The sequence below is a fragment of the Nocardia harenae NBRC 108248 genome (assembly GCF_001612885.1).
In the GTDB taxonomy this organism is placed as follows: Bacteria; Actinomycetota; Actinomycetes; order Mycobacteriales; family Mycobacteriaceae; genus Nocardia; species Nocardia harenae.
The window spans coordinates 399,798-415,609 of record NZ_BDBH01000004.1 but is presented as its reverse complement, the minus strand read 5'-3'; the positions used below and the strand labels follow the sequence as shown (position 1 = coordinate 415,609).

General features: G+C 72.0%; 14 protein-coding genes. 11 read left to right on the top strand and 3 right to left on the bottom strand.

Going from position 1 to position 15,812, the window contains the following annotated elements; translation table 11 throughout:
- Positions 1–7: 7 nt before the first annotated feature.
- Complete coding sequence (locus NH2_RS08065) at positions 8–703, top strand: TetR/AcrR family transcriptional regulator (RefSeq protein WP_067650593.1); 696 nt, start codon at positions 8–10, stop codon at positions 701–703.
- Positions 704–789: 86 nt separating this feature from the next.
- Positions 790–1,953 carry an acyl-CoA dehydrogenase family protein gene (locus tag NH2_RS08060; protein WP_067650590.1) on the top strand — a complete coding sequence of 388 codons (1,164 nt, stop codon included), beginning with the start codon at positions 790–792 and terminating at the stop codon, positions 1,951–1,953.
- A gap of 26 nt (positions 1,954–1,979) precedes the next feature.
- Here NH2_RS08060 and NH2_RS08055 read toward each other — a convergent pair whose 3' ends face one another.
- On the bottom strand, positions 1,980–2,408 hold the full coding sequence (locus tag NH2_RS08055; RefSeq protein ID WP_067650587.1) for a nuclear transport factor 2 family protein: 429 nt from the start codon (positions 2,406–2,408) through the stop codon (positions 1,980–1,982).
- Between the two features lie 249 nt (positions 2,409–2,657).
- Between NH2_RS08055 and NH2_RS08050 the strand changes: the two genes are divergently transcribed.
- Positions 2,658–3,251, top strand: a complete 594-nt coding sequence (locus NH2_RS08050) for a TetR family transcriptional regulator (protein ID WP_067650584.1) — start codon at positions 2,658–2,660, stop codon at positions 3,249–3,251.
- Positions 3,252–3,278: 27 nt separating this feature from the next.
- Here the strand turns inward: NH2_RS08050 and NH2_RS08045 are convergent, their stop codons facing one another.
- Entirely contained in the window at positions 3,279–5,654 is a 2,376-nt protein-coding gene (locus NH2_RS08045) for an acetyl-CoA acetyltransferase (protein WP_067650582.1), read from the bottom strand.
- Between the two features lie 171 nt (positions 5,655–5,825).
- On the opposite strand from NH2_RS08045, the gene NH2_RS08040 reads away from it, so the two are divergent.
- From NH2_RS08040 to NH2_RS08030, 4 genes are all read left to right on the top strand, one after another.
- Positions 5,826–6,455: a TetR/AcrR family transcriptional regulator gene (locus NH2_RS08040; RefSeq protein WP_067650579.1), complete on the top strand. Its 630-nt coding sequence runs from the start codon at positions 5,826–5,828 to the stop codon at positions 6,453–6,455.
- A 191-nt stretch (positions 6,456–6,646) separates the two neighbouring features.
- The gene (locus NH2_RS30125; protein ID WP_281202016.1) at positions 6,647–6,775 is read left to right on the top strand and encodes a hypothetical protein; all 129 of its coding nucleotides are present in this window, start codon (positions 6,647–6,649) and stop codon (positions 6,773–6,775) included.
- A gap of 58 nt (positions 6,776–6,833) precedes the next feature.
- Positions 6,834–8,873 carry a linalool dehydratase/isomerase domain-containing protein gene (locus NH2_RS08035; RefSeq protein ID WP_067650576.1) on the top strand — a complete coding sequence of 680 codons (2,040 nt, stop codon included), beginning with the start codon at positions 6,834–6,836 and terminating at the stop codon, positions 8,871–8,873.
- 24 nt (positions 8,874–8,897) lie between these two features.
- Positions 8,898–9,089 carry a hypothetical protein gene (locus NH2_RS08030; RefSeq protein WP_067650573.1) on the top strand — a complete coding sequence of 64 codons (192 nt, stop codon included), beginning with the start codon at positions 8,898–8,900 and terminating at the stop codon, positions 9,087–9,089.
- A 40-nt stretch (positions 9,090–9,129) separates the two neighbouring features.
- On the opposite strand, the gene NH2_RS08025 is transcribed toward NH2_RS08030, so the two are convergent.
- The gene (locus NH2_RS08025; protein ID WP_084505313.1) at positions 9,130–9,834 is read right to left on the bottom strand and encodes a TetR/AcrR family transcriptional regulator; all 705 of its coding nucleotides are present in this window, start codon (positions 9,832–9,834) and stop codon (positions 9,130–9,132) included.
- Positions 9,835–10,009: 175 nt separating this feature from the next.
- On the opposite strand from NH2_RS08025, the gene NH2_RS08020 reads away from it, so the two are divergent.
- The 4 genes from NH2_RS08020 (at position 10,010) to NH2_RS08005 (ending at position 15,810) form a co-directional block, all read left to right on the top strand.
- Positions 10,010–11,518 carry an aldehyde dehydrogenase family protein gene (locus NH2_RS08020; protein WP_067650566.1) on the top strand — a complete coding sequence of 503 codons (1,509 nt, stop codon included), beginning with the start codon at positions 10,010–10,012 and terminating at the stop codon, positions 11,516–11,518.
- A gap of 54 nt (positions 11,519–11,572) precedes the next feature.
- Positions 11,573–12,457 (top strand): cytochrome c oxidase assembly protein, encoded by an 885-nt coding sequence (locus NH2_RS08015; protein ID WP_067650563.1) that lies wholly within the window; start codon positions 11,573–11,575, stop codon positions 12,455–12,457.
- Between the two features lie 36 nt (positions 12,458–12,493).
- A complete protein-coding gene (locus NH2_RS08010) occupies positions 12,494–13,582 on the top strand; it encodes an NAD(P)-dependent alcohol dehydrogenase (protein WP_067650560.1) in 1,089 nt (362 codons plus the stop codon).
- A gap of 101 nt (positions 13,583–13,683) precedes the next feature.
- Positions 13,684–15,810, top strand: coding sequence for an acetate--CoA ligase family protein (locus NH2_RS08005; protein WP_067650557.1), 2,127 nt, complete (start codon positions 13,684–13,686; stop codon positions 15,808–15,810).
- Positions 15,811–15,812 lie beyond the last annotated feature (2 nt).

The following is a 15,812-nucleotide window of genomic DNA, read 5'->3' as shown; positions in this document are numbered from 1 at the left end:
TCGCGCTATGAACGTTCGTGACCGGGTCCTGCACGCCGCACTGGAGTGCTTCTCCGAAGACGGGTACGAGCGGACCTCGATCACCAGGATCCGGGAGCGCAGCGGGGTCTCCAACGGTGCGCTGTTCCATCATTTCGGCAGCAAGGAGGCGATCGCGGGCACGCTGTACGTGGAGGCGATGGGCGCGGTGCACGCCGGGTACCGGGAGGTGCTCTCCGCGCGGCCGGCGACGGTGGCGGACGGCGTGGGCGGGGTGATCGCGCAGCAGTTGAGCTGGGTCGAATCCGATCCGGTCCGCGCTCGGTTCGTGTATTCCCAGGGCCGGCTGGACTGGGCTTCCGAGCCGGGCGAGCGGCTGCGGGCGATGAACGAGGAGATCGCGGCGGCCTACCGCGAGTGGCTGACGCCGTTCGTCGCCACCGGTGCCGTGCGGGATCTGCCGATGGCGGTGATCGTCGCGATCGTCACCGGCCCCGCCCACGCGCTCGCCCAGCAGTGGCTGGCCGGGCAGCTGTCCGGCACGGTCTCGGCGCACCTGGACGACCTGGTCGACGCCGCGGTAGCGGGGCTGTCCGGAAGCCCCGCGCCGCCGCGGCCCGCTGCCGCGGCTGTCCGGGGCCGGCTCCGGATTCAGCTGCTCGACGCGGCCGGCGGGGTGCTCGCCGAGGGGGAAACCGAAGCCGCGCTGCGAGCTCCGCGGTAACCGAGGCCGCAGGAACCTGACAGAGCAACACTCTGGAGTGTTACTCTGTCAGCGTTGTCGCGCGTCCTTACCCACCGGGAGTAGCCATGTCCTTTTCCATCCCCGAAGCGCAGCCGATCGACCTCGGTCCGCAGTACCGGGCCGTGCGGGCGCGGGCGGCCTCGGCGGCGGCGCGATTCACGGCGGACGCTGTGGCGATCCGCGCGTACACCATCGAGCACGGCGCCGTCCGCCCCGATGTGTGGCAGGCGTTCCGCGAAACCGGTTGCCTGGGTTCGGCGTTCGACGGACCGGAGGGGGCGGGGCTGCTCGGCGCCGCGCTCGTGCTGGAAGCCTTCGCCGAGCGGGGGATCGTGCTGTGGATGCCGGTGCTGTCGATCGCCATCGCCCGCGCGATCGACCGGGCGGGGCCGCAGGCCGCGCGCACGGCCTGGTTGCCCGGCGTCGCCTCCGGTTCGGTGCATCTCGCCATGGCGGCGACCGAGCCGGAGTCCGGGCACAACCTGTTCGCCGCGCGGACCGAAATACGCGCGCAGGGCGATGATTTCAGCGTCTCGGGGCGCAAGCGGATCAGCTCCGGCGTCGATCTCGCCGAGCGAGTGCTCGTCCTGGGGCGAACCGACGGCGGCCACACCACCGTTCTGGTGGATCCGCGGTCGCCGGGGGTGACCGTCACCGAGGTCCCTATGCGGTACCGGGAGGGAGTGCGCCAGTACCAGCTCGACTTCGAGGACGTGGTGGTCCCGGCCGAGGCGGTCGTCGGGACGCCGGGGCAGGGAATGCGGGTGCTCTGGACCTTCGCCGCCGTCGAACGCATCCTGACCGCCGCGCTCTGCACCGGTTCGGCCACCTATGCGCTCGATCACGCAGTCGCACACGCGAAATCGCGTGTCGTCACCGGAAGTACCCCGATCGGCGCGCACCAGGCGATCGCGCATCCGCTGGCCCGGCTGCACGCCCGCGCGGCCGCCGTGCGGCTGCTGGTGTGGCAGGCCGCGGCCGGGCACGACGCCGAGCGGGGGCAGGACGCCGCCGGTGCCGCCGAGGCGGCCAAGGTGCTGGCCTCGGACCTCGCGTTCGACTGCGCCGACCATGCGGTGCAGGTGCTCGGGGCCGAGGCGTGGGACGAGCGCAACGGCTGGCTCGACCACTACCTCGACGCACGGCTGTCCCGATCCGGGCCGGTCAGCAACGAGTTCGCGCTCAACCATCTCGCCGAACGCGTGCTCGGCCTGCCCGCGCACCGATAGCGCCGGGCCCGGCCGCGGCCGGGCCGTCAGGCTTTGAAGCGGTCGTCGATCGCCTTGTCGGGATCGTCGGAGAGGTAGATGTCCATCTGCCGAATCTTCCACGCGTCGCCTGCCCGGACCAGCGCGACATCGTAGCGCCCGGCGCCGCCGACGTTGGGCGCGATCCCCTCGGCCGGATTCCAGGAGATCCCGAGCAGGTAGCACCGCAGCCGGGCGGTGTCCCCGTCGATCTCGACGATGTGGTTCGAGGTCGAGTGCATGACCGCGCCGCCGGTCACCTCCGCGGTCAGCTTGCACAGCGCCCGGATGCCGTCGTGATTGCGGTACGTCCCCATCGGACCGCAGGTCCACGTGGCATCGGCGGTGAAGACGTCCACCAGCGCGTCCGCGTCCCCCCGATCCAGCGCATCGCAGTACCGGCTGTGGGTCTCGACCACATCGAATTTGTCGCTCACGGCGTTCCTCACTTGTCGGATGGCTGCGAGATGTGCCGCAACAGGGAGGCCGGGCGACGGTTCGGACGCGCACGGCGCGAGCCCCGATGACCCGCTTCATCTGTCAGTCATGCGCATCAATTCAGTAAGCGCAGTCACAATATCCCGGCGGTCGCCGCCGGACAAGGGGCGGACGGCGCGCCCGCTGTGGCACAATGACCGCACCTGCGGTCGGGTGAACGGTCCGTACCATCGACGAAAGGCGAGGGCGTGACCCGTCCCCCGCTGCGCGAACGGCAGCGACTCGCGGTACGCGCGGAATTGCAGCGCACCGCCCTGGAGATGTTCGTCGAACGCGGCTTCGACAATGTCTCGGTCAACGACATCGTCGACCGGGTCGGCGTGGTGCAGCGGACCTTCTACCGCCACTTCTCGTCCAAGGAAGACGCGGTCATCAGCCTGTTCGACGAGGTGGCGCCCGTCGTCCACAGGCACGTCCGCGATCATCCGGGCGGCGAGCCGCCCTGGCGGGTGCTGATGGGAGCCATGGTGGCGACGGCGCGCGAGTGCGCCGCCGTCGACGCCGCCGTCGTCCGGTTGATCTACGACACGCCCCGGCTGCTGTCCGCCTACACCGAGCGGGAGCGGCACTGGGTCCGGATGGTGGCCGACATCATCGCCGAGCGGATGGGTGTGCGGCCCGACGACGACGCCCGGCCGATGCTCTGGTCGTCGTTGGCCTTCACCATCACCGACCGCGCCAGCTTCGAGAACGCCGTGCTGAACCGGCAGCCCCGGCTGCTCGACCATCTCGAGGACCGGTTCGAGCAGGCGGCCGAACTCTTCACCGGCCGCCTGCCGTAGCCGTAGCCCGGATCCGGCGGGCAGAGGTCAGCGGTTGCGCCACACCGGCGCCCGTTTGGCGGCGAACGCGGTCAGCCCCTCGGTGGCGTCCTGGCTGAACATCAGCTCGTCCACCACGTCGGTGGGCGCCGCGACGGCGGCGACGGTATCGGTGATGCCCTCGGTCTGCTCCATCAGCTTCAGCGACAACCGGACCGAGGTCGGCGAGTTGACGATGATCTCCGCGGCCAGCCTGCGCGCTTCGGCCAGCGCGCCGCCGGCGGGCGCGACCCGGTTGACCACCCCGAGCAGCGCGGCCTCCTCGGCATCGATGCGCCGCCCGGTGAGGATCAGCTCGGTGGCGAGCTTGCGCGGTATCGCTCGCGGCAGCCGGATCACCCCGCCCGCACCCGCGACGAGCCCGACCTTGACCTCGCTCAGGGCGAAGGTGGCGTCGGCGCCCACGACCACGAGGTGGCAGGCGAGCGCGATCTCGAACCCGCCGCCCATGGCGAAGCCGTTGACCGCCGCGATCACCGGCTTGTGCATCGCCCTGCGGGTGGTGATCCCGCCGAATCCATTGCGCGGCACGTACATCGGCTTGCCGGTGGTGCTGTAGAGCAGGTCGTTGCCCGCGCTGAACGCCTTGTCGCCCGCGCCGGTGATGATGGCGACCCAGAGATCCGGGTCGGCGAAGTAGGCGTCGAATACCTCGTCGAGCTCCTCGTGCGCGGGCGGATGCAGCGCGTTGCGCACCTCGGGACGATCGATGGTGATCTCCAGCAGATGGCCCTCGCGTCGCACCGTGAGGAATTCGTAGTCGTCGCGCAGCCCCGGCGTCCGGGCCGGGAAGAGCTCCGCGGCGGTCTCCTCGGTGCCGGTGACCCGGTTGCCGTAGCCGAGCGCGGTCACGAACACCCGCAGGCCGACCGGCTGCTCCGCGGTCTCCAGCAGGGCAGGCAACGCGTCGTCGCCCGGCGCGACCTGCGCGAGGAACCGGCCGCCGCCGTCCTCGAGGCGGCCGATCACGATGCCGATCCGGCGCGAGCGGGTGTGCTGCACGGTGTAGGCCTCGATCCGCGCCCAGCCGCTCGGGTGCCGGACGTGTTCGGGGGCGGGCGCGGCATCGATGGCGCGCTGCAGCGCGGCGCTGTCGTCGGGCCGCAGGGCGCGCGGCGTGGTGCTGTAGATGCCCACCGAGGTCTTGGAGAGCACTCCCCCGTTGGCCGAGACCAGCGCGCGGCTGCCGGGGGCACCCCGCACCCGGCCGACCGCCTCGGCGATGGCGTGCATGGAGTAGTTGTTGCCCGCGCCGCCGAAGAACGGCAGCCCGCCGGTCAGGGTGAGCCCGCGCGGATCATCCGGGGAGAGCCCGATGGCGTCGGTGATATTGCTGACCGCGATCGGGAAGCAGCTGTAGAAGTCGAAGAAGCCGATATCGGACAGGCTCACCCCGGCCACCGCCAGCGCGTGCTCGACGGCGGCCACCGCGGACGGCGCCGATCCCAGTTCGGCGCGTTCGAGCAGCGGGCGCTCACGCAGATCCGCCTGTCCGTGCAGGAACACCCACCGGGCGGGGTCGACCCCGAGCCGCTCCGCCGTCCGCACCGAGGTGAGCAGCACGGCGGCGGCCTGGTTGACCTGGTCGCGCGCCACCAGGAAGCGCGGGTAGGGATCGGCGATCGGGCGGTTGCGCTCGGTGCGGGTCACCAGTTCCTCGGCGGAGCGCCGCTGCGGCGCCGCCGAGAGCGGGTTGGCGGCCGCGACGGCGGTGAACGGCGCGAACAGCGCGCCCATCGCCGCGTCGTACTTCTCCCGGCTCTCGCCCCTGGCCGCCCGGCGGGCATTCTCCAGCAGGGCGTACTGCACGGGTGCGGTGGTGAGGCCGTGTGCGGCCTGTTCGAGCGAGGTCAGCCCGGCCAGCCCGAAGCCCCGGTCTTCGTAGTCACCGTCCGGGTCGTCGGTGAAATCGGGCTTGGTCTCGGCCGCGGCGAGGTGACGGATGGTGGAGATCGCCTCGGCGCCGGCCAGCAGGACGACATCGGACTCGCCCGCCGCGATGGCCCTGGCGAACTCGGTGACCAGGTGCTGCGGCGACTGTCCGCCCGCGACCTCGAGGATCGTCCGGCGCGGCGCGGCGCCGAGGCGGCGCGCCACCGAGACGGGGTACTTGGCCGATTTGCCGAGCGGCGCGGGCGCACCCGGCACGGAATCCTCGAACTGCCTGGTCGTCGCCAGGGTGTCGATGGCCGCGATGAGCGTCTCCGGTTCGGCACCGGCGTCGGCGACCGCCGCCCGCGCGGCCGCCACTCCCAGATCGACCGGGGAGAGGCCGCGGTACTCCGGGTCGTCGATGCGTTCGGCCACCTGGCCGACGCCGATGATCACCGGGGTCCGGGGATCGAGGTCGGGGTAGATCGTCATGGGTTCCTCCGGAATCCACCGCCGAGCGGGGCGGACGGGGCTGGTGAGAGCGCGGGTCGCGGCGACGAGCGCGGCCGACTTACTGAACATCACACGTTCGGTATCGCCGGCAGCGACAATACCTAGACACAAACTGTTCCGCAATGCGCCCGCAGGCCGTAGCCTGCACCCATGGCCAGCACTGCGGCCGGCGCCCCGGCGGCTCCGGCTTCCGGGCGCCCGCGCGACCCCGATGTCGACCGGCGCGTCTACGACGCCGCCATGGCGGTGTTCGGCGAGGTGGGCTGGGCGGGCTTCAGCATGGTCGCGGTCGCGCGCCGGGCCGGAGCCGGGAAGGCCTCGGTCTACCTGCGCTGGCCGAACAAGACCGACCTGCTCATCGACGCGGTGCGCGCCCGGGTGGCGCTGGTGACCGACCCGGAGTTCGACGACGTCCGCACCGAGCTGCTCTCGCTGACCAGGCAGATGCTGGCGATCTACCTGCCCGACGGCGGCCGCGCCGCGCTCCGGCTCAGCCTGGAGGCCCACCTCGTGCCCGGCCTGGCCGAGCACTACCGGGAGGTCTCCGGCTCCCAGGTGATCGCCGTCCGCGCGATCGTCCGGCGGGCGATCGATCGCGGCGAACTCCCGCCCGAGACCTCGGTGACGCTGCTGCTGGACGCCCTCTGCGGCGCGGCGATGATGCATGCCCAGGCCGCGCCGCCGCAGCTGCGCGAGCGCCAGCTCGCCGCGGCCGACAGCTACGCCGAGCAGTTGGTCGACTTCGTCCTTGCCGCGACCGGGGCGCGGCACCGGCGCTGAACCACCGTCGGCCGCGACGATCTGCCTATTGCCAACATTAATTGTCGGTATTAACATCGGTCATGACGCAAGTCACATCCGAACGGCGTACTGACATCGGACAACGCCGAACCACCGGGCACGCGGCCCCGGGAACGCAGGCCGCCGGTCCATTCCTTCGTGGCCGCCCGAATCGACGAGAGGAATCCGCGATGGCGTGCTGCCTGTTCGTAGCCACCCTGTTCACGTCGTTGAAGACCCGCATGATCCGGCGCGGGCGCCCGTCGTTCAACGACATCGTGATCGAGGCCGAACGCCGCCGCGCGGCCGCCAGGGCATGACCCCCCTGGCTCGACCGGCCCTCAGCAACCCTCACCCACTCCACGGGAGCACCGAAACATGAACAGACGCACTCGACGCCGAGTCGCACGCAGCTCGCTGGCACTGGCGGCAGGCGCGGTCGGCGCGCTCGCCACCGTCGCACCGCCCGCGCGGCGGAGCGAGCTGCTCGCACACCCCGACCTCGACGCGGGCGCGGTCTACCCGTCGACGATCGTGATCCCCGAACGCAGGTACCGCAACGGCCCGCTCACTCGCGCCAGGCAGCGGCGCACCTTCGCGATTCTCGGCGCCGTCGAGCTCGCCGGGCTCGGCCTGAGCGCGCTGGCCGGCTCCCGGCGCGGGCGCGCGACCGGCCTCGGGCTGATGCTGCCCGGCGGCGGCTACGCCTACGCGGGGAAGCCGGTGCGTGGCGCGCTGTCCGCGCTGACCAGCGCCACCGGCCTGATCGTGTGGATCGGCAACGGCAATATGCTGATGACCCCGCTGACCTGGCTCGGCAGCGCCCTGCTCGCGGGCGGGGCAGCCGAGAAGTCGTCGAAGGTGCACGACGCGGCGCGGGTGGCCGTGCCGCTGGCGGTGGCCGGCGCGACCGCGTGGCTGGTCCAGCGCGCCAGGCAGGACCTGCACAAGCAGCAGGCGGTGGCGACCGAGACCAACAAGTACCTGGAAGCGTTCTCCCCGCCGCTGCGCGGCGACGACCGGCCGGAGCCCTTCGTCGGCCCCGAGCTGACCCGCGACGAACTGCTGCTCGCGCGCACCGTGCTCGACGTCGCCAGGCAGGACGCCGACGACTGGTCGAACTACGACATCCTCGAGCAGTTCCAGCCGACCGCCGTGCGCTACCAGATCAACCAGGTCGGCTGGGCACTGTCGATGCTGCAGTACGCCCGGATGCCCGCCTTCCACGGCTACCTCAGCGCGGCGCAGCGCAACCTGATCGCGAAGTACCAGCAGCGCAAGGTGTGGAGCTACTGGTGGCTGGAGAACCTGTGGGGCAACCTGGAGAACAACCCGGATCCGGTCCGCAAGCAGAACGTCATGCTCACCGGGTTCTACGGCCTGCAGATCGCCACCTACCAGTCCGCCACCGGGGATCTGCGCTACCTCGAACCCGGCTCGCTGCGCTTCACCTGGGACGCCGATCGCCGCTACGAGTACTCGCTGAGCACCATGTGTGATGCCATCGAGGCCGACCTCGGCGAATCGCCGTGGTCGATGATCGTCTGCGAGCCCAACTGGCTCTACCCGTTCTGCAACGGCACCGCCGCCAACACCTTCCGCATCCACGACCGGATGCTCGGCACGAACTACTGGGATCGCATCAAGCACGGCTTCACCAAGACCATCGACGAGGAGTTCCACCGCCCCGACGGCACCTCGCTGATGTTCAAGTCCACCCGGACCGGCTACGGCAACGGCGCGGTCCCGTTCACCAGTGTGGAGATGCGGCCGCTCGTCCCCGAGCTCGCGGACCGCGGCTGGGCGCTCACCAGGGCGGGGGTGTGGACCTACGACGAGAACGGCGCGCCGACCGGAACGATCTTCAAGGACATGCCCCGCGGCTTCGACCACGGCAATGCCGGGGGCGGCAAGCTCGCGCAGTACGGCGGAATCATGGATGCCGCACGCGAGGCCGGAGACGAGGAGCTGGCACGGGCGGCGTGGGACGAGGCATTCGAGGTCACCCCGTCGAACCGGGAGAACGGCACCCTGCAGTTCCCCGGCGCCTCGCTGTCCGCGGTCGCGCTGCTGGCCCGCGGTGCGTTCACCCGCAAGGGCGGCTGGCTGGATCTCGTCGAGCGCGGCCTGCCCGAGGCGTGGAGCACCGGCCCGCTGCTCGACCACGTCGAGTACGACGACGCGATGGTCGCCCGGGCCGAGACCGACGGCGAGCGGCTCGATTTCGTGCTCTACCCGGTCGAGGGCACGGTCCGCACCGAGGTGCGGGTCACCCGGCTGCGCCCCGGCGGCGGCTACCTCGCCGACATCGCGGGCACGACCACGCCGGTGACCGCCGACGAGACCGGCACCGCGCGGTTCGAGGTCCCGCTGGCCGACCGCACCCCGGTCGCGCTGCGCCCGGCCGCCGACAGCTGACCCCATCCACCGAAGGGAATCCCCATGACCAACGACGAGAAATCCGCTGCCGGACGAGCACTCGACGCGCTGCGCGGAGTGGAGTCCACCGCGGGCGCGATCGTGGACAACTGGATCAGCGTGCCCGCGTGGTACATGCTGATCACCGCCATCGGGCTCACCCCGGGCCGTCCGCTGCAGCGGCTGGCGATGCGCGAGTTCTACGCCAGCCGATGACGCCCTGGCGCCGCGCGCGGCACCGCGGCCGGGAGGCCGATCATCCGCGCGCGGCGCCCTGCGGCAGCCCGGCCGCCGAGAGTGCCTGTGCGACAATCACTTCGAGCATCGCCCTGGCCCGGACGGCACGCTCCTCGTCGTCACCGACGTCCTGATTGAGCAGCGCGTGCATCAGGATCGCGCCGTCGATGGACTCGGTGAAGATCGCGATGTCGACATCGCCGAGGTCCGCCCCCGCACTCGCCAGCAACCGCTCCAATGTCTCGTGCAGCCGGCGCTGATTGGGCTCGACCACCTGATCGCGGTAGGCCCGGTACACCTCCGGGAAGCGCTTGGCCTCCATGTGCACGCGGAGCAGCACCGCGCCGTGGCCCGCGGTGAAGAAGTCGTAGACCGAGTGCGCGTAGCGGCGCAGAACGGCGGCCAGGTCGTCGCCGGGCTCGGGCGCGAGCTGCGGGTGCTCGCCCTCGAGCACCATGGCGTGCAGCAGCCGGCGCGGGTCACCGTGCCTGCGGTAGATGGCGTCGCGGCTCACCCCGGCGAGCTTGGAGACGGCGTCGAGCGTGAAGCCCGCCCAGCCGTGCTCGGCGTAGACCTCGCGCGCGGCGGCCAGGATGCGCTCGTCGATCCGCGGGTCACGCCGCCGCCCGCCGCCGGGGCGGCGTTTGCGACCGGGCGGCACCCCGCCATCGTCCACCAGCTCGGGTCCGGCGGCCGGGTCACGAACCACTCGTTGCGCTGACACCTGATGATCCTACCCAAGCACCGCGGCCCCTCCCGCCCCAACCGCACTATTGCCAACAATACCTGTCGGTATTAAGGTGAGATGACGCGGGTCACACTTCGACCCCCCTTCTCCCAGTCTCCCGGCCTCCGCTCCCGCCCCGGGCTTCGCCGACCGCAGAAAAGGAAATCCAGCCATGACCGTGCTCGACAACACCGAGACCCCGGTACTGTCCACCGACCCCTCCGCGGCCGAGCTGCGCGCCCTCCTCGACGCGCAGCGGCGGGCGGCGATCGCGGAGGGCATCCCCGGCGCCGAGGTCCGGCTGGACCGGGTCGACCGGTTCGTGGCCGGGGTACTCGAGTACGCGGAGGAGATCTCCGCCGCGCTCGACGCCGACTTCGGCAGCAGGCCGCGGCTGGCGAACCTGATGAGTGACATCATCGGCGGGGTCGGCGCGCTCGCCGACGTGCGCGCGAATCTGGAGAGCTGGATGGGCGATCGCCCGCTGCCGGGTACGGCCGAGACCGGGACGCCCTCGTTCGTCCAGGTCAGGCCGAAGGGCGTGGTCGGCGTCATCGGGCCGTGGAACTTCCCGGTCGGGCTCGTGGTGCACCCGGCGATCGAGGCGCTCGCGGCGGGCAACCGCGTGATGATCAAGTTCTCCGACATCCCGGAGCGCACCGCCGAAGTCTTCGCGCGGGCCGTCGCGAGCCGGATGCGGGAGGAGGAGGTCGCCGTGGTCCGAGGGGGCCTGGAGACCGCCCGCGCCTTCTCCGACCTGCCCTTCGACCACCTCTTCTTCACCGGCTCGCCCGCGGTGGGCGCACACGTCGCCGAGGCGGCCGGCCGTAATCTGGTGCCGGTGACCCTCGAACTGGGCGGCAAGAACCCGGTGGTGATCGCCGCCGGGGCCGATCTGACGAAGGCCGCCGAGCGGATCGCCGGGTTCCGGCTGACCAACGGCGGGCAGATCTGCCTGTGCCCGGACTACGTCTTCGTCCCGCGCGGCCGCGAGGACGCCTTCGTCGCGGCCTACGAGCGCGCGGTCCGCGCTTACTTCCCGGGCTACCTGACCAACCGCTCGGTGGTGTCGATCATCGACGAGCGCAACTTCGACCGGGTCAACGGGCTCATCGAGGACGCGGTCGCCAAGGGCGCGCGGGCGGTCACCATCGCCGATCGCGGCGAGCTCGCGCAGCTGCCCGACCGCCGGTCCCGGCGGATCGCGCCGACGGTACTGCTCGGCGTCACCCCCGAGATGGCGATCGCCACCGAGGAGATCTTCGGACCGGTCATCGTGGTCTACGGCTACGACGACAGCACCGAGGCCGTCGACTACATCAACCGGCAGCCGAGCCCGCTGGCGGCGTACTGGTTCGGCGACGACGACGCGGAGTTCCGGCATTTTCTGGCGCACACCACCTCCGGTGGTGTCACCCGCAACGACATCGCGCTGCACTGGGGCATTCCCGGCGCGCCGTCCGGCGGCATCGGCCGCAGCGGCATGGGCGCGTACCACGGCGAGACCGGCTTCCTCACCTTCAGCCATCTGCGCACGGTGGCCGCGAGCGAGCTGCCCGTCGGCGTCATGGCCGGGGCGCTGCCCCCGGCGGGCGAGGCCGAGGCCGACGGCATCGCGGCGCTCATCGGCCAGACGCGGACCGAGATCGAAGCGCGCGTCGCCGGCCGCCCGCGGAGCTGAGCGCACCGCCGCCGGGACCGCCTCCCCCGACCGAATCGACCACCAGGACCAGCCATGCCAGCACCCACCGCCCCCCGGCCCGCAGCGCAGGAGCCGCCCCGGCCCCGGCTGCTCCGGCTGGCCGGGCTGGCCGCCGTCGAGCTGCTCGTGGCCTGGCTGCTCGCGCAGGGGCTGATCCGCCTCGGCCGCCTGCTCTCGGCGCGGAGCGCGGCGGAGCCCGAGCCGCTCCAGGGTGCGCACGGCGGGCACGGGCAGGGCGGCGGCACCGCGGGCGCGCACCTCTCCCCGGTGACCGGAACCGTCACGCTGGCCGTGGCCTGCGCGCTGGCCGTCACGGTATGGCTGACCCGCCGCCGCGGCGGCGGGGACGAATGGCGGCTCCTCGCGGTGATCGCGATCGTGGTCGTCGCCTTCCTCCCGGTGGCGCAGGCCGCCGCCGGGGCGTCACACCTGGCGATGATGATCCGGCTGATGCTGCTGCTGGTGATCGCACCGTCGCTGCTCGCCTCGCTGGTGTATCGGCACCGTCGCGCCCCCGCGGCGGTGGTACGGCGGCTGGCGATCCCGGCGGCGCTCGGCTACGCGCTGATCATGCTGCTGTGGCACCTGCCGACCCCGGCCACCGGCCCCGGCTCCGCGCTGTTCGCCCTGCTCACCTTCGCCGCAGGCGTGGCGCTGTGGGTCGGGGTGCTCGGCGACCCCGACCCCGTCCACGCCACACCCCAGCGAGTCGCGGTGTACCTCGCCGGGATTCCGGCCGGACTCATCGGCCTGGCCCTGATCCTGGCCGGCGAACCGATCCTGCCCGGCCACCCCCATGCCGGAGCCGGGCTCTCCGCGGTGGCCGACCAGCGCGCGGGCGGCCTGCTCATGATGATCGTCGAGGCGATCTTCCTCCTGCCCGTGCTGACGCGGGCCGCGCGGCCTGCTTCCTCCTGAAACCCCCTGTCCACTCGATTTTTTCGGAGATTTCCCATGCACACAACAGCGGCGCTGTCCTATGGCCCCGAGAGCCCCTTCACCCCGGCGCGGGTCGAGCTCTCCGACCCCCGCGAGAACGAGGTGCTGGTGCGGATCGTGGCCGCCGGGATCTGCCACACCGACCTCACCAGCAAGGCCTACTCCGCCCCGGACACCCCGGCCGTCTACGGCCACGAGGGCGCGGGCATCGTGGAAGCGATCGGCGCGGCCGTCACCGGAATCGCGGTCGGCGACAAGGTGCTGATCAGCTACAACAGCTGCGGTTCCTGCGCGCGGTGCGCGGCCGGGCACCGCGCCTACTGCGCGAACTTCGGCCCGCTCAACGCCGCAGGCGCGCGCCCGGACGGCACCACCCCGGTGAGCATCGACGGCGACCCGGTCTGGTCGGCCTTCTTCGGCCAGTCCAGCTTCGCCCACCACGCCATCGCCACCGCCGAGAACGTCGTCGTGGTCGACCCGGAGGTCGACCTGCGGATCGCCGCCCCGATGGGCTGCGGCTTCCAGACCGGCGCGGGCGCGGTGCTCAACATCCTGCGGCCGCAGGCCGATTCGAGCGTCGTCGTCTTCGGCGTCGGCGGCGTCGGGATGGCCGCGGTCATGGCCGCCCGCGCGCTCGGCGCCCGCACGGTCATCGCCGTCGACCTCTCGGCGCAGCGCCGCGAACTCGCGCTCGAGGTCGGCGCCACGCACGCCATCGACGGCGCCGCGGATGACCTCGTCGCCGCGATCACCGAGATCACCGGCGGCGGCGCCAGCCACGCGCTGGACACCACCGCCGTCCCCGCCGTCATCGCGAACGCGCTCGCGGCGCTCGATGCCCTCGGCACGCTCGTCACCGTCGGCATCGGCAGCCCCGAGCTGACCGTGAACATCGTCGATCTGATCAGCAACGGCAAGACCGTACGCGGCAGCATCGAGGGCGACGCCAACCCCGCCGAGATGATTCCCACGCTGCTGAACTGGCACGCCGAAGGGAAGTTCCCGGTCGAGAAGATCATCACGGTCTATCCGTTCGAGAAGATCAACGACGCGGTCGCCGACATGCACGGCCACGCCATCAAGCCGGTGCTCCACCTCCCCTGACCCCGGGAAGGACGACGCTGTCCCGGCCCCGGGCGAGCGGCCCTTCGCGCCGACCCGGCCATTCGGTCCCCCACCCCCCTTCGCACCGAGGAAGACCCTCCATGTCTGTCGCCATCACTCCCGAACGGCTCAGGACCCTGTTCCGGCCGCGCAATGTCGCGCTCGTCGGCGCCTCGAACAAGTCCGGATTCTCGGTGAGCGCCTACCACAACCTCGTCCGCCACGGCTTCGGCGACCGCACCTACCTGGTCAACAGGCGCGGGGCCGAGACCCACGGGCAGCCCACCTACACCTCCTGCCGCGAGATCCCGGTCCCGGTGGATCTCGCCTACGCGATGGTGCCCCAGGCGGGCACGCTGGAGGCGCTGACCGACGCGCACGCCGCCGGGGTCCGCAACGCGGTGATCCTCTCCTCCGGGTACGGCGAGGCGGGCCCCGAGGGGCGCCGCGCCGAGGCCGAGCTCGTCGCGCACGCCGAGTCGCTGGACATGCTCGTGCTCGGCCCGAACATGCTCGGCTTCGCCAACTTCGCCGACGGGATCGCCGCCACCTCGGTGCCGGTGACCCAGCGGGGGGCGGGATCCATCGGGCTGCTGTCGCAGAGCGGGGCCAGCTCCTCGGCCATGGCCGATTTCGCCGCCATGATCGGCGCCGACCTCTCCTACCTGGTGACCCTGGGCAACGAGGCGATGATCACCGCAGGCCATGTGCTCGACTTCCTCGTCGAGGACGAGTCCACCCGGGCGATCGCGATCTTCATGGAGACGATCCGCGACCCCGAGGTCTTCCGGCGCGCCGCGCTCAACGCCGCGGCCAAGGGCAAAGCCATCGTCGCGCTCAAGGCCGGCAGCAGCGAGCTCTCCGCGCGGACCGCGGCGGCGCACACCGGCGCGCTCGTCGGCGACGACCGGGTCATCGATGCCGTCTTCGACGAGCTGGGCATCATCCGGGTCACCTCGATCGAGGACATGATCGCCACCGCGCACACCGCCGCCCAGGTGGGGCTGCTGGACCGGCCGGGGATCGGGGTCGTCTCGATCTCCGGCGGCGCCTGCGACATCGTCGCCGACCGCGCCCAGGATCTCGGCGCCGAGCTGCCCGAACTGGCGCCGCCCACCCGGGATCGGCTGCAGGAGTTCTTCGCCGCCTACGGCACCGTGCAGAACCCGCTCGACGTGACCGGCGCCGCCGTGATCGACCCGAGCCTGTTCACCAAATCCATCACCGCCCTCGCCGACGATCCGTCGATCGGGGTGATCGCGGTGATCAGCTCGATTCCCTGGGCCGGGAGCGGGCCGAACCCCGGTACCCCGCTGCTCGCCGCGATCGGCGACGGGATCGCCGCGGCCGCGGTGCCCACCGTCTTCGTCAACCAGGTCGTGCAACCGGTGACCGGGTACAGCCGCGAGATCATGGCCGAGGCCGGGATTCCGACGGTGCTGCCCGGTCTGCAGGCCGGAGTGGTGGGGTTGCAGCACGTCGTCCGCTGGTCCCAGCGGGTCCGCGCACTCACGGCGACCCCACCGCACATCGGTGCGGAGATCGAGGTGCCCCCCGCCGCCGCGCGCCGCGGCTCGTGGTCGGAGGCCGCCGCCCGCAGGCTGCTCGCCGACGCGGGCATCCCGGTGGTGCCCGCCACCCTCGCCACCACGGCCGCGGAGGCGATCGAGGCGGCGGAGAAGATCGGCGAGCCGGTGGTGCTGAAGATCGCCTCGCCGGACATCCTGCACAAGAGCGACATCGGCGGGGTCCGGCTGAATGTCAGCGGCGCGGACGAGGTCCGCAGCGCCTACGACGCCGTGCGCGCGGCGGCCACGGCGGTCCCCGGCGCCCGGGTGGAGGGCGTGCTGATCTCGCCCATGCGCCCGCCCGCCACCGAACTCCTGGTCGGGGTGGTGCGCGATCCGCAGTGGGGGCCGGTGCTCGCCGTCGGGCTCGGCGGCATCCTCGTCGAGGTACTCGACGATTCCGTGCTGACCACGCTGCCCATCGGCCCCGACCGGGCCGGGAGCCTGCTGGATCAGCTCCGGGGCGCCGCGGTGCTCGACGGCGTGCGCGGCGGCAGCGCCGTCGACCGCGACCGGCTCGCGACCGTCATCTCCCGGATCGGCGACCTCGCGGTGGCGCTCGGGCCGGATCTGGTGTCGCTCGAGATCAACCCGCTGCGCGTCGACGGCACGCGGATCGAGGCGCTGGACGCCGTCGTGGAGTGGACCGACCGCACCTGAGA

Bases quoted from the DNA above. Each gene is read 5' to 3' on its own strand.
- NH2_RS08015 (WP_067650563.1), top strand. From the start codon at position 11,573: ATGCCAGCACCCACCGCCCCCCGGCCCGCAGCGCAGGAGCCGCCCCGG.
- NH2_RS08035 (WP_067650576.1), top strand. From the start codon at position 6,834: ATGAACAGACGCACTCGACGCCGAGTCGCACGCAGCTCGCTGGCACTG.
- NH2_RS08010 (WP_067650560.1), top strand. From the start codon at position 12,494: ATGCACACAACAGCGGCGCTGTCCTATGGCCCCGAGAGCCCCTTCACC.
- NH2_RS08020 (WP_067650566.1), top strand. From the start codon at position 10,010: ATGACCGTGCTCGACAACACCGAGACCCCGGTACTGTCCACCGACCCC.
- NH2_RS30125 (WP_281202016.1), top strand. From the start codon at position 6,647: ATGGCGTGCTGCCTGTTCGTAGCCACCCTGTTCACGTCGTTGAAGACC.
- NH2_RS08060 (WP_067650590.1), top strand. From the start codon at position 790: ATGTCCTTTTCCATCCCCGAAGCGCAGCCGATCGACCTCGGTCCGCAG.
- NH2_RS08045 (WP_067650582.1), bottom strand. From the start codon at position 5,654: ATGACGATCTACCCCGACCTCGATCCCCGGACCCCGGTGATCATCGGC.
- NH2_RS08040 (WP_067650579.1), top strand. From the start codon at position 5,826: ATGGCCAGCACTGCGGCCGGCGCCCCGGCGGCTCCGGCTTCCGGGCGC.
- NH2_RS08065 (WP_067650593.1), top strand. From the start codon at position 8: ATGAACGTTCGTGACCGGGTCCTGCACGCCGCACTGGAGTGCTTCTCC.
- NH2_RS08005 (WP_067650557.1), top strand. From the start codon at position 13,684: ATGTCTGTCGCCATCACTCCCGAACGGCTCAGGACCCTGTTCCGGCCG.
- NH2_RS08030 (WP_067650573.1), top strand. From the start codon at position 8,898: ATGACCAACGACGAGAAATCCGCTGCCGGACGAGCACTCGACGCGCTG.